Annotated in this window: 10 protein-coding genes; 5 read left to right on the top strand and 5 right to left on the bottom strand. The window is 69.5% G+C overall.

Annotated elements, in window-relative coordinates:
* The 3 genes from EOD73_RS04975 to EOD73_RS04965 form a co-directional block, all read right to left on the bottom strand.
* Entirely contained in the window at positions 1-279 is a 279-nt protein-coding gene (locus EOD73_RS04975; protein ID WP_127681420.1) for a hypothetical protein, read from the bottom strand.
* Positions 276-566, bottom strand: coding sequence for a hypothetical protein (locus tag EOD73_RS04970; RefSeq protein ID WP_127681418.1), 291 nt, complete (start codon positions 564-566; stop codon positions 276-278). Before EOD73_RS04970 ends, EOD73_RS04975 begins: the two co-directional genes overlap by 4 nt.
* A gap of 317 nt (positions 567-883) precedes the next feature.
* Complete coding sequence (locus EOD73_RS04965; protein ID WP_127681416.1) at positions 884-2,398, bottom strand: tyrosine-type recombinase/integrase; 1,515 nt, start codon at positions 2,396-2,398, stop codon at positions 884-886.
* Positions 2,399-2,813: 415 nt separating this feature from the next.
* Here EOD73_RS04965 and imuA point away from each other — a divergent pair, with 415 nt between their 5' ends.
* Genes imuA through EOD73_RS04945 form a run of 4 tightly spaced genes read left to right on the top strand, consistent with a single transcriptional unit; the run spans position 2,814 to position 9,518 of the window.
* Complete coding sequence (gene imuA / locus EOD73_RS04960) at positions 2,814-3,728, top strand: translesion DNA synthesis-associated protein ImuA (protein ID WP_164845948.1); 915 nt, start codon at positions 2,814-2,816, stop codon at positions 3,726-3,728.
* Positions 3,679-5,022 carry a DNA polymerase Y family protein gene (locus EOD73_RS04955; protein WP_240660600.1) on the top strand — a complete coding sequence of 448 codons (1,344 nt, stop codon included), beginning with the start codon at positions 3,679-3,681 and terminating at the stop codon, positions 5,020-5,022. Before imuA ends, EOD73_RS04955 begins: the two co-directional genes overlap by 50 nt.
* 58 nt (positions 5,023-5,080) lie before the next feature.
* Positions 5,081-8,323 carry an error-prone DNA polymerase gene (locus EOD73_RS04950; protein ID WP_240660599.1) on the top strand — a complete coding sequence of 1,081 codons (3,243 nt, stop codon included), beginning with the start codon at positions 5,081-5,083 and terminating at the stop codon, positions 8,321-8,323.
* 43 nt (positions 8,324-8,366) lie between these two features.
* The gene (locus EOD73_RS04945) at positions 8,367-9,518 is read left to right on the top strand and encodes a GNAT family N-acetyltransferase (RefSeq protein WP_127681412.1); all 1,152 of its coding nucleotides are present in this window, start codon (positions 8,367-8,369) and stop codon (positions 9,516-9,518) included.
* On the opposite strand, the gene EOD73_RS04940 is transcribed toward EOD73_RS04945, so the two are convergent.
* Complete coding sequence (locus EOD73_RS04940; protein WP_127681410.1) at positions 9,461-10,381, bottom strand: J domain-containing protein; 921 nt, start codon at positions 10,379-10,381, stop codon at positions 9,461-9,463. The two genes, EOD73_RS04945 and EOD73_RS04940, sit on opposite strands and share 58 nt — an antisense overlap.
* A 93-nt stretch (positions 10,382-10,474) precedes the next feature.
* A complete protein-coding gene (locus tag EOD73_RS04935; protein ID WP_127681408.1) occupies positions 10,475-12,661 on the bottom strand; it encodes a sodium-translocating pyrophosphatase in 2,187 nt (728 codons plus the stop codon).
* 187 nt (positions 12,662-12,848) lie between these two features.
* Here EOD73_RS04935 and ppa point away from each other — a divergent pair, with 187 nt between their 5' ends.
* Positions 12,849-13,388: an inorganic diphosphatase gene (gene ppa, locus EOD73_RS04930; protein ID WP_127681406.1), complete on the top strand. Its 540-nt coding sequence runs from the start codon at positions 12,849-12,851 to the stop codon at positions 13,386-13,388.
* Positions 13,389-13,401 lie beyond the last annotated feature (13 nt).

The following is a 13,401-nucleotide window of genomic DNA, read 5'->3' as shown; positions in this document are numbered from 1 at the left end:
TCAGCCTCCTCCCCGGTTGTGACGCGCGAGGTACTGGTAGAGACCTCGTAGCTCGGCCTCGGGCATGCTGTGAGGGTCGGGATTTGCGCCCAGTGACGAGTGCCGTTCGAGCAGGACGGTCAGTTCTTTCTGCCAACCTGTCGGCAGGTCCTGGGAGCCGCTGGGCTGGTCGAGCTTGGGGGCAACTGGCATGTCATCCGAGCCGTCGCAAGATGGCGGCCACGGCTCTGCAACCTGCGCCGCTGATGTGGCCAGGGCGTGTCGGGACTTGTTGGTCATTGGGTGCCCTTGTTTGCGGTCGGCACCGATTGGGACGCCCGGGAGCTTCTGCCTTCAGTGGCCAGCTTGGCCCAGTACTCGCGCACATCGGCCAAGCGCCAGCGGGTCATGCGCGGCTGCTGGATGGCGGGCTTAGGGGCTTCGCCGGCTGCTACACGTGCCAACCACCAGGAAATGCCCATGTTGCCAATGGCCGCACAGGTCCGGGCGTTGATCAGCACAACGTCTTGCAGTGCACTGGGAAGTACTTCGGGAAGATTTCGCTGGCGTGGTTGATGGTTGTCCATCTGGGCTCCTGATTTGCTGTTGGTCAGGCGCCGGCTGCACACACCACGGGTTGAATTCATCGAACCCCCGTGGTGTACGCTTGTGACGTCATCCGTCGAAAGTTGACATGCGCTCCGGCGCTCCGAAGGGCCAACGTCTGTCAGGACGTCGGCCCTTCACCTTTTTTGGATTTGGCAGGATCTGTCAATCTCACACTCGGTCGAGTACGACCTTGTGTGTTCAAGCAGTTCCGTTTCAATCCAAGTAGGCGAAAGAGAGCGTATTGGGGACCCACCGGCCAAAGCAAGCGCCGCATGTATGCGGCGTCTGTTTGGCGTTATGTTGGAGCTGAACGCCGAAGTGGGTGCACGTTGCCGGCTGGTGCGTTCGCACTCAGGAGGCTTTCCAGGTGCTGCCCCAGTGCGTCGAAGGCGAGCTTCTGTTCGGCCTCACGGCGGTCGCGGATGTAGATCCGCGCGACTTTGCTTTGCAATTTGTGATTCAAGCACTCGTCGATCACGTCGGTGCTGAAGCCCAGCCGCGCGAGGATGGTCGCGGCGGTGCGGCGCAGGTCATGCAAGGTCCAAGCGCCGCCTTCAAGCGCCAGGGCTTCTGTGCCCTTGGCGCGGTTCTTCATGCGCTTGTCGGCTGCTCGCTGACGGTCGGCGATTTGCTTGCCCAGACTTTTGACGCACACCGGTTTGACTCTGCTGCGATCGGGGAACAGCCAGGCGCTTGGTTTGCCGCTTTCGTCCAGCTCGCGCAGGCTGGCAAGCTCTTCTAGGCAGGTCAATGCAAATTCACTGAGGTGGATGGTGTGTTCCCGCTGGTTCTTTGTGTCGGGTAGGTGCCAGGTGCGTGCTCCCATGTCGACGACGCCGAACTTGGTGTCTGCGGCATCTGCCACCGAGCGAAGCTGCGTCGTCTGGGCGCGACTGGTGTGAGCGTCGGCCCAGGTCGCGCCCATGGCCTCGCCGACGCGTGTGCCGGTGGAAAGAATGAGCCCGAGCGCGCAGCGGCTTCGAGGATGGAGGCGTGCCGAGGGCAGGGCGGCCCACAGTTTGCGTAACTCGGCATCGGACAGCACGCGCTCGCGCTCGGTGTCCTTGCCGCCGATCTTGCGGCGCTGAACACCCTCTAAAGGGTTGCTCGGGATGATGGCTCGCTCCACCGCAAAGCCAAGCATTTGCCGCAGATCTGTGAGCAGCATGTTCGCTGTGCGTAATCGGCCGGCTGCCTTGCGGGCGTCCAAGATGGTCAGCAGGTCTTGTCGTGTCAGATCGGCGGCAGCAAGGTCCCCGATGCAGGGGAACACGTGTCGCTCGAACTGGGCGGCGACAAAAGCGCCGCCGTCTTTTCGACCGATGCGCTTGCCATCTGCGCCAAGGTGGGGTTGCAGGTCGGTGTCTTGCCAGCGCTTGAAAAGCTGCCGCACGGTGAGGCGACGCGATGCGGCTAGCGAGGCTGCTGCTGCCTCCTCTTGCAGGCGCCGTGACTCGGCTTCGGCAGTAAGGCGCTTGGTTTCAATGGCGGCTGCATCCGCGGCAGCTTGGGCTTCAAAGTGCTCACGCAGATCTTTGTGGCCACCGACGTAGAGGCGGCTCCATTCGGCAGCTATGGCGTAGGCCTGTGCCACGGTCAGGCCTCCACTTTGGCCCTTGGGGCTGTAGCTTCCGATCGGCAAGAACGGTCGGCGGCCTTTGGAGGCTGTGTAACGAAAGTAGAAGAGGCGTTCACCAGCCGGCGTGATGCGCCCAAGAAACACGCCAGCGCCGCGGGCGAAGGGCTGTGAAAGCCACTGTTCCTGGTTGGTGGGCTTGGCCTGCATCGCGCGGTCTGTGATCGTCGGCATGTCTGCTCCAGGTGGTCTTGGTCACCGTCTGGTCACCGTTTGACGCTGGATCTAAGTGTAGCTATACGACTGCATGCGCTCCTTGGAATTCCATAAACCATTGAATGTCATGGATTTTCTTCGAGATCTTGATTTGGATTGGGTGGTTGTGAAATGAGCTTGTGTTGCATGGGGTGCAAGGGGTAGCGAGTTCGAATCCCGCCACCCCGACCACTTATCAGAAGAGCCAACGGGCCTGTTCCACAAGAACAGGCCCGTTGTCTTTTCCGGCGCCATTTCACGCGTGCGGGGGCACCCGATGAACGGCGGATGCAAGGCCGAAGCAAGCTCCGTATACTGGATAAAAACACAGTATCCAGATCCCGCCACAGTCTTCGGCGGGGTGGCTTTCCATCGGCTTGTTCTCGGGGGCGCCGTGCCTGCCCATCTCCTCGTTCCTTCGGGCCCTGCGCCCTTCCCGGCGATGCCGGGCTCGTTCGATCTTTTCGATCGGCCTCGCGCGCAAGCGCTGCCGGCCCCGGTCGACCCCTGGCAGCACGACCCGCGTGTGTGGCGCGCCGCGAGCCTGCGCAGCAACGCCAGTCCGTGTGTGTCCAGCGGTTTTGCCGCCTTGGACGCCGAGCTGCCTGGCGGCGGTTGGCCCACGCGCATGCTGTGCGAACTGCTGATGGAGGCGCCCGGCACGTGCGAATGGCGCTTGCTGGCGCCGGCCCTGCGCGCCTGGGCCGCACCGACCTTGCCGTCCGTTCGGGCCGCGCGCCGGGCGCGCCGGGTGCCGGCTGCGCTTGCTCGGCCGGTGCTGCTCGTCAACCCGCCGCACGCGCCGCACGTGCCCGGCCTGGCCTCGCAGGGCTTGGCGGGCCTGCGCTGGGTGTGGGTGGCGCCGGAGGGCGCGCGGCACAGCCTGTGGGCGGTCGAACAAGCCATTCGTGCACAAGCGGCGGCGGCCGTGCTGGCCTGGCTTCCCGAGGCCCGGCCCGAGCAGTTGCGGCGCTTGCAGGTGGCGGCCATGGCCTCGCCTGCGCCGGTGTTCTTGATGCGCCCTGAGAGTGCCGCGTCGCAAGCCTCGGCCGCGCCCTTGCGCGTGCGCGTGAAAGCCGGCTCGCCTTGGGCGCTCCAGGTGCAGGTGATCAAACGGCGTGGGCCGCCGCAGGCAGGCTGGATCTCGCTGCCCGCCGTGCCCGAGGCCTTGTCGCCCTTGCTGACCGCCCGCATGCGCCGTGGGGGGATGCCGCCCTCGCAGACCGATGCGGAGGCGCTGCGCGATGTCCAGGTGTCCCATGACGCCCCAGCCCCATTGGCTCGCACTGCGCAGTCCGCGCACGGCTGAGGCGCTGGTGCCCCACCTGCAGGGCTTGGCGTGGTGGGCCTTGCGCTTCAGCCCGCGGGTGACCCGGCAGGGCGAGGCCGTGCTGGTGGAGCTGGGCGCGAGCCTGCGCCTGTTCGGCGGGCTCAAGGCCTTGCACGCGCGCGTGAAGGCGCAGGCGCAGGCCGAGTTCGAGGTGCAAGCGCTGGCCTGGGCGCCCACGCGCCTGGGCGCCTTGGCCTTGGCGCGGGGCGGGGTGGTGAACGGGCTCACGCGCCCCTTGGCGCCCTTGCTGGACCGCCTGCCCCTGCACGTGCTGGAGGCCGTGCAGGCCCACCGGCCCATGCTGGCACGCCTGGGCTGCCGCCGTTTGGGCGAGGTGCGGGCCTTGCCGCGCACGGCCTTGGCGCGGCGCTTCGGCCCCGAGTTGTTGGCCGCCTTGGACCAGGCCTACGACCCTGCCGTGGACGCCGCGCAGGCCCACGTGTGGGAGCCACTGCCCGAGACCTTCGCCGTGGCGCTGGAGCTCCCCTGGCGCGTGGAGCAGGCCCAGGCCTTGCTGGCCCACGCACAACCCCTGCTGCAACAGCTGAGCGCCTGGCTGGCCGCGCGCCACCAGGGCGTGCTGCGCCTGACCCTGGCCTGGCAGCACGACGCCTTTCGGCCGCGCGACAGCGGGGAGGGCGGGGCCATTGCCCTGGCCACGGCCGCGCCCACGCGCGACCTGGCGCACCTGAACCGGTTGCTGGCCGAGCACCTGGCGCGCACCACCCTGGCCGCGCCCGCCGGGGGCTTGCGCTTGCAGGCCGACGAGGTGCACCCCCTGCCCGACGCCAGCACGGCCCTGTTCCTCGACGACGACGGGGGCGACCCCGCGGCGCGCGAGCCCCTGCACCAGTTGCTGGAGCGCCTGGCCGCGCGCTTGGGGCCCGAGCGCGTGCGCCAGCCCGTGCTGCAGGCCGACCACCGCCCCGAATGCCTGCAGCAGTGGCAAGCCTGGCGCCCTGAAGCGCCCGCGCCGGGAAGCCCGCGCGACTGGGCCGAGGCCCCGCACCCGCCCGGCGTGCAACCCACCTGGCTGCTCGACCCGCCCTTGCGCCTGGGGGTGCGCCACGACCAGCCCCAGCACCAAGGCCCGCTGCGCCTGCTGGCCGGTCCGCAGCGCTTGGCCACGGGCTGGTGGGGGGCGGGGGAGGGCGGGGCCGTGCAGCGCGACTACTACCTGGCCCACAGCCCACGCGCCGGCTTGCTGTGGGTCTACCTGGACCGCCGCACGCTGGACGCGCCCGAGTGGTACCTGCACGGGGTGTTCGCATGAGCGCGCCGGGCCGCTCCCAAGCGCGAACCCCGGCGCACGCCGTGCGGAGGGTCGTCCAGTGAGCCCCACGGCCCGCCACGTGGCCCCCCCGCAGTTGGGGCAGGACGCGCCCGCGGCCTACGCCGAGCTGCAGTGCCGCAGCCACTTCAGCTTCCTCACCGGCGCCTCTGACCCCGAGGAGCTGGTGCAGCGCGCGCAGGTGCAGGGCTACGCCGCGCTGGCGCTGACCGACGAGTGCTCGCTGGCCGGCGTGGTGCGCGCGCACGTGGCCCTCAAGCGCCTGGTGGCCGCGTGGCGCGAGCGCGCGCCCGAGCGCGACCCCGAGCTGGAGCTGCCCCACCTCATCCTGGGCAGCCAGTTCGCCGTGCACGACGACGAAGCCGGCCCCGAGGCCCCGCCGGCCTTCACCCTGGTGGCCCTGGCCTGCCAGCGCGAGGGCTACGGCCAGCTCAGCCAGTTCATCACCGACTTGCGCCGTGCCTCGCCCGTCAAGGGGCGCTACCGCCTGACCCGCGCGCACCCCGCCCTGAATGCGCCCACGCCCTTGCCGGGCTGCGTGCTGCTGCTGGTGCCCGAGCGCCGCGCCGACGACGCCGACCTGCTGGCGCAAGCGCGCTGGCTGCAGCGCCACGCGCCGGGGCGCGGCTGGTTGGGCGTGACCCTGTTGCGCGAGCTGGGCGACGAGCGCTGGCTGCAGCGCCTGCGCCAGGTCGCGGGGTTGACGGGCGTGCCCCTGGTGGCCTGCGGCGATGTGCACTTCCACGTGCGCTCGCGCAAGCCCTTGCAAGACGTCATGACCGCCATCCGTGTGGGGCGCCCCGTGGCCGAATGCGGTTTTGACTTGCAGCCGCACGCCGAGCGCCACCTGCGCAGCCGGGTGCTGCTGGCCCAGGTCTACCCCCCCGACCTGCTGGCCGCCACCCTGGCCGTGGCCGAGCGCTGCCACTTCTCGCTGGACGAACTGCGGCACGAGTACCCGTCCGAGGTGGTGCCCCCGGGGCGCACGGCCATGGCCCACCTGCGCCAACTCACGCACGAGGGCCTGCAGCGCCGCTGGCCCGCCGGGCCCGACCCGCGCTGGGTGGCGCAGGCCGAGCACGAGTTGGCCCTGATCGAAGAGCTGCGCTACGAGCACTACTTCCTCACCGTGGCCGACATCGTGGCCTTCGCCCGCTCGCGCGGCATCTTGTGCCAGGGCCGGGGCTCGGCGGCCAACAGCGTGGTGTGCTTCGCGCTTTTCATCACCGCGGTGGACCCGGCGCGCAGCACCCTGCTGTTCGAGCGCTTCATCAGCCGCGAGCGCAACGAGCCGCCCGACATCGACGTCGACTTCGAGCACGAGCGCCGCGAGGAAGTCATCCAGTACCTCTACGCCAAGTACGGCCGCCACCGCGCCGCGCTCACCGCCGTGGTCACCCGCTACCGCGCGCGCAGCGCCATCCGCGACGTGGGCAAGGCCTTGGCCTTGCCCGAACCCCTGGTGGAGGCACTGGCCAAGGACCACCACCGCTGGGGCGACGCGCTGCTGCCCCCCGAGCGCCTGGCCGCCTTGGAGGTCGAGCTGGGCCTGGACCTGGGCGACCCGCGCCTGCGCCAGCTCATCCACCTGGCGCGGCAGTTGGAGGGGCAGCCGCGGCACCTGAGCCAGCACGTGGGCGGCTTCGTGCTCACGCAGGGGCCGCTGTCGCAGGTGGTGCCCATCGAGAACGCCACCATGGCCGACCGCACCGTCATCGAGTGGGACAAGGACGACCTGGACGCGCTGGGCCTGCTCAAGGTCGACGTGCTGGCGCTGGGCATGCTGTCGGCGCTGCGGCGCTGCTTCGACCTTGTGCGCGAACTCGGCCGCCCCACCGACCTGGCGAGCATCCCCGAGGGCGACACCGCCACCTACGACATGATCTGCGCGGCCGACACCGTGGGCACCTTCCAGATCGAAAGCCGGGCGCAGATGTCCATGCTGCCGCGCCTGAAGCCCCGCTGCTTTTACGACCTGGTCATCGAGGTCGCCATCGTGCGCCCCGGCCCCATCGAAGGCGGCATGGTGCACCCCTACCTGGCCAACCGCGCCAAGCGGCCCGAGGACATCGTCTACCCCAGCGAGGCCCTGAAGGCCGCGCTGCAGCGCACCTGCGGCATCCCCATCTTCCAAGAGCAGGTGATGCAGGTGGCCATGATCGCCGCCGGCTTCACCCCTGGCGAGGCCGACCAGTTGCGCCGCGCCATGGCCGCCTGGAAGCGGCCGGGCGACCTGGCGCGCTTTCATGCGCGCATCCTGGCCGGCATGCGCGAGCGCGGCTACACCGACGACTTCGCCGAGGCCATCTTTCGGCAGATCCAAGGCTTCGCGTCCTACGGCTTCCCCGAGTCGCACGCCGCCAGCTTCGCGCTGCTGACCTACGCCAGCTGCTGGCTCAAGCGGCACGAGCCAGCGGCCTTCTTGTGCGCCTTGCTCAACTCCCAGCCCCTGGGCTTCTACACGCCCGACCAGCTGGTGCAGGACGCGCGGCGCCACGGCATCGAGGTGCGCCCGGTGGACGTGGCCCACAGCCGCGTGGAGAGCACGCTGGAGCCCCGCGACGGCGAGCCCCAGCCGGCCGTGCGCCTGGGCCTGGACCGCGTGCACGGCCTCAGCCACGCGGCGGCCGAGCGCATCGTGCAGGCCCGCGACACGGGCGGTGCCTTTATTCATCCGCAAGACCTGGCCCTGCGCGCGGGGCTGGACGCGCCCGACCTGCAGCGCCTGGCCGCCGCCGACGCGCTGGCCTCCCTGGCCGGCCACCGCCGCCAGCAGGTGTGGCAGGCCAGCGCGCTGCGCCGCATGCCGCCGCTGCTGCAGGGCAGCCTGCCGCCGGAAGAAGCGCTGGACCTGCCCGAAGCCCCCGACGGTGAGGCCGTGCTCTGGGACTACGCCGCGCTGGGCCTGAGCCTGCGCCACCACCCGCTGGCCCTGCTGCGATCGCGCCTGGCACCGCGCGGTGCGCTCAGCGCCGAGGGCTTGCGCACGCACCCCCCCGGCCGCCGCGCCACGGCCTGCGGCCTCGTCACCGTCCGCCAGCGCCCGCAAACCGCCAAGGGCACCTTGTTCATCAGCCTGGAGGACGAAACCGGCACCACCCAGGTCATCGTCTGGCCCGCCATCTACGCCCAGCACCGCCGCTTGCTCATCCAGGCGCGGCTGCTGATGGTGCACGGCGTGTGGCAGCAGCGCGATGGGGTGGGGCACGTGCTGGCCCGGGACTTCGAAGACCTCAGCCCTTGGCTCGGCCGGCTCGACCTGGACAGCAGGGACTTTCATTGAGCGAGCGCCCCGGCCGCGCGGCAACAGGCAAGATCGCGCCCCCATGGCATTGACCTTGCGCTTTCTCGACGACCTTGCCCCCCACGCGGCCGCGTGGGATGCGCTGCTGGCCCAGCAAGACGCGCCCACGCCCTTCATGCGGGCGTCCTTTCTTGACGCCCTGGGTCGAACTGGCGCCGCCAGCCCCGACACCGGTTGGCAGTTGCTGTGGCCCACCCTGTGGAGCGGCGACACCCTGCTGGCCGCCGCGCCCCTGGCCCTCAAGGGCCACTCCTGGGGCGAGTTCGTGTTCGACCAAGCCTGGGCCCGCGCCTACGCCCAGCACGGCCTGCGCTACTACCCCAAGGCCGTGGTGGCCGTGCCCTTCACCCCCGTGCCGGGCAGCCGCTTGCTGGCCGTGGACGACGCCCACCGGGCCTTGTTGGCCCGCGCGCTGCGCGACTGGACCGAAGCGCAAGGCCTGAGCGGCCTGCACCTGCTCTTCGGCAGCGAGGCCGATGCTCGCGCGCTGCAGGGTTTGGACTTCGCCACGCGCGAGCAGCCCCAGTTTCACTGGCAGCGCGACCCGGCGTGGCAAGGCTTCGACGACTTCCTGGCCGCGATGAAGCGCGACAAGCGCAAGAAGATCCAGCAAGAGCGCCGCCACGTGCGCGACGCCGGCGTGCAGGTGCGCGTGGTGGCCGGCGAGGCCATCACCGAGGCCGACTGGGCCTTTTTCTACCGCTGCTACGCCCGCACCTACGCGCTGCGTGGCAACCCGCCTTACCTGCCCGAGGGCTTCTTCCAGCAAGCCTTGAGCGGGGGCGACCGCTGGGTGCTCTTGATCGCCGAGCACGAGGATGCGCCCATCGCGGCCTCGCTGCTGGCACAAAGCGCCGACGGACGCACCGTGTACGGCCGGCACTGGGGCGCGGTGCTGGACCTGCCCTTCCTGCACTTCGAGCTTTGCTACTACGCGCCCTTGGCCTGGTGCATCGCCAAAGGGGTGCAGCGCTTCGAAGGCGGCGCCCAGGGCGAGCACAAGATGGCCCGAGGCCTGCTGCCCGTGCCCACCCAAAGCCAGCACTGGCTGGCCGACCCGCGCTTTGCCGACGCGGTCGGCCGCTTCGCCGAAGAAGAGCAGGCGGCGGTGGCGGCCTACGAGGCCGAGCTGGCGGCGCGTTCGCCGTTCAAGCCGGTCCAGCGCGGCGCGTAGCTCGGCTGAACGCTGGCGACCTCGGCCCAGCGCGCGCGCCATTGCGCCAAGAAGGCCTCGGCCAGCGCGCTTTGCGGCGGCAGCCGCGCGCCGATGTAAAGCTGCTGGCGCAATTCCTGCGCTTGCGCCTTGAGGCGCAAGGCCATCAACGCCAGCGCATCGAGCCCGCGGCCGCGGGCGCGCGTCACGGCGTCGGCCATGACGGTGTTGGGGTGCTGGCGCAGCAGCACCAGGTGCGCCTTGAGCAAGCGCATGCGGCCCTGGGCCAGGTGCTCGCAGCGCTCCAGCCATTGCCACTGGGCCTGCACGTCGAAGCCACCCAGACGCACGGGCGACTCGCCAGCGGCAATCAACAGGCCTTCGAGCATCGCGCGGTCTTGGTTGGCATAGGCCAGGTTGGCGTCGCGCATCAGCGCCTCGCGTCGCGCGCGCTCGCGCTCGTCGGGCGCGCGGTCCGGGTGCAAGCGCATGGCCGCCCGGCGGTGCAGGTCCTTCAAGGTCGGGGCCACGGGGGCGGCGTCCTCGGCCGGTGCCGCCGGCCACGCCACCGAGGGCGGCAGCGTCGGCAGGCTGTGCCGCGTCCGCAGCTTGGGCAGGCGCACCGGCGTTGCCCCTTGGGCCTGGGCCATGGCGTCCAGCGCTGCCTGCAACTCGGCCTGCAGGCTTTCCACCTCGGTCCACAGGGGCCCCAGGCGCTGCTCGTAGTCGGACCAAAACGCCAGCACCTCGTGGCTGAGCGTTTCGAACTCACGCTCCAGCGTGCTCAAGAACTGCTTGAACTCGTCCAACTGCCGCCGCCGGCGTGCCATCTCCAGCCGCCAGAGGGCGGGGTCGAGCACGGCTTGGTCGGGGTTCGGGCGCATGGCGGATTCATTGTCAGCCGCCCTGGCGCCCGCCCCCGGCGAGCGACCATGAAAAAAGCCCGCCGAAGCGGGCTTGTGGGACGCGATGCGCGCTTACTGCGACGCGGCGTCGCTGGCCGGCGCGGCGATCGCCGGGGCGGCCGGGGCACTGGCCTCGACCACCGGAGCGGCCACGGCAGCCGCCTCGGCCTTCACCGGGGCGGCCGTCATGGGCAGCAGGGGCACGATCAACAAGGCCACGATGTTGATGATCTTGATCAGGGGGTTCACGGCCGGACCGGCGGTGTCCTTGTACGGATCGCCCACCGTGTCGCCGGTGACCGCCGACTTGTGCGCTTCCGAGCCCTTGCGGTGTTCCACGCCGTCGGCGTCCTTGAAGCCTTCTTCGATCAGCTTCTTGGCGTTGTCCCAGGCGCCACCGCCCGTGCACATGCTGATGCCGACGAAGAGGCCGGTGACGATGGTGCCCATCAGCAAGCCACCCAGCGCGGCCGGACCCAGCAGCAGGCCCACCACGATGGGGGCGATCACGGGCAGCAGCGAAGGCACGATCATTTCCTTGATCGCCGCCGTGGTCAGCATGTCCACGGCTGCGCTGTAGTCGGGCTTGCGCGCGCCCTTCATGATGGCGCCGTCGGCGAACTGCTTGCGCACCTCCACCACCACCGCGCCGGCGGCGCGGCCCACGGCCTCCATGGCCATGGCGCCGAACAGGTAGGGAATCAAGCCGCCGATGAACAGGCCAATGATGACCTTGGGGTCGCTCAGGTCGAAGCTGACGTGCATGCCGCGTGCTTCCAGCGCGTGCGTGTAGTCGGCGAACAGCACCAGGGCCGCCAAGCCGGCCGAGCCGATGGCGTAGCCCTTGGTCACGGCCTTGGTCGTGTTGCCCACGGCGTCCAGCGGGTCGGTCACGTCGCGCACGGCGGGGGGCAGTTCCGCCATCTCGGCAATGCCGCCGGCGTTGTCGGTGATGGGGCCGTAGGCGTCCAAGGCCACCACGATGCCGGCCATGCTGAGCATGGAGGTCGCGGCGATGGCGATGCCGTAAAGCCCCGCCAACTGGTAGGCCACAAAGATGGCCGCGCACACGAACAGCACCGGCCAGGCGGTGGACTTCATGCTCACGCCCAAGCCGGCGATCACGTTGGTGCCGTGGCCGGTGGTGCTGGCCTGCGCCACGTGCTGCACGGGCCCGTACTGCGTGCCGGTGTAGTACTCGGTGATCCAGACCATCGCGGCCGTCAGCACCAGGCCCACGATGCAGGCGCCGAACAAGGACACCCAGGTGGCCGTGCCGCCACCGGCCAGCGCGATCTCACCGGGGAACATCGCCTTGGTGACGAAGAAGAAGGCGACCAGGCTCAGCAGGCCCGAGACGATCAGGCCCTTGTAGAGCGCCGGCATCACGTTCTTCATGCCAGGGCTGGCCTTGACGAACATGCAGCCGATGATGGACGCGAAGATCGACACGCCGCCCAGGGCCAAGGGGTACACCACCGCCGTGTGCGCGGTACCGCCCAGCACCATGATGGCGCCCAGGGCCATGGCCGCGATCAGGGTCACGGCGTAGGTCTCGAACAGGTCGGCGGCCATGCCGGCGCAGTCGCCCACGTTGTCGCCCACGTTGTCGGCGATCACCGCCGGGTTGCGCGGGTCGTCCTCGGGAATGCCGGCTTCCACCTTGCCCACCAGGTCGGCGCCCACGTCGGCGCCCTTGGTGAAGATGCCGCCGCCCAGGCGCGCAAAGATCGAGATCAGCGACGAGCCGAAGGCCAGGCCCAGCATGGGCTTGAGCGCTTCGCTCGTGGCGCCCGTGCCGCCAGTGATGGCGTAATAGAAGCCGGCCACGCCCAGCAGGCCCAGGCCCACCACCAGCATGCCGGTGATGGCGCCGCCCTTGAAGGCGACGTCCAGGGCCGGGCCGATGCCCTTGGTGGCGGCCTGCGCCGTGCGCACGTTGGCGCGCACCGAGATGTTCATGCCGATGAAGCCGCAGATGCCCGACAGCACGGCGCCCAGCACGAAGCCGACGGCGGTCGTGACGCCCAAGCCGGGCACCACGGCGATGGCGATGGCCAAGGCCACGCCGACGATGGCGATGGTGCGGTACTGACGGCCCAAGTACGCCGCGGCGCCTTGTTGAATGGCCGAAGCGATTTCCTGCATGCGGGCATTGCCCGCGTCTTGACTCAAGATCCAGCTGCGCTGGATGAAGCCGTACAACACCGCTGCCACGCCACAACCCAGGGCGAAGATCAGCGCGATTTCTGTCGTCATGCGCACCACTCCAAAGTAAAGATCGGGAACACACCGCCAACCGCACGGTGCCGTGCGCGGATTCTGTGGAGCGACACCCCTAAGGCTTGTGCGGGTTTGCCCAAAACGGGGCGGGTTAACGCCCCCGGCAATCACCCTGAGGGGGCCTCTTTAGAATGCGGGTTTTCCTCAAGCCCAGCGACCCACCATGAGCCTGCACAACGTGACCCCCGGCGCCAAGGCGCCCGAAGAGTTCAACGTCATCATCGAAATCCCGATGAACGGCGACCCGATCAAGTACGAGGTCGACGAAGACTCTGGCGCCCTGTTCGTGGATCGCTTCATGGGCACCGCCATGCACTACCCGTGCAACTACGGCTACGTGCCGCAGACCTTGGCCGACGACGGCGACCCGGTGGACGTGCTGGTCATCACCCCGGTGCCCCTGATCCCGGGCGTGGTCGTGACCTGCCGCCCGCTGGGCATCTTGAAGATGACCGACGAGGCCGGTGGCGACAGCAAGCTGATCGCCGTGCCGACCAACAAGATCCTGCCGCTGTACAGCCAGTGGAAGAGCTACGAGGACCTGAACCCCTCGCGCCTGAAGGCCATCCAGCACTTCTTCGAGCACTACAAGGACCTGGAAGAAGGCAAGTGGGTGAAGGTGATCGGCTGGGAGGGCGTGGATGGCGCCAAAAAGGAGATCACCGATGGCATGGCCGCTTGGGCCGCCAAGCAAAAGAAGTGATCGGCTGAGGTCG

It is taken from the genome of Inhella crocodyli, from assembly GCF_004004565.1.
GTDB lineage: Bacteria > Pseudomonadota > Gammaproteobacteria > Burkholderiales > Burkholderiaceae_C > Inhella > Inhella crocodyli.
Note: the sequence above shows the minus strand (reverse complement) of the source record. Positions and strands in the feature narration are given on the sequence as shown.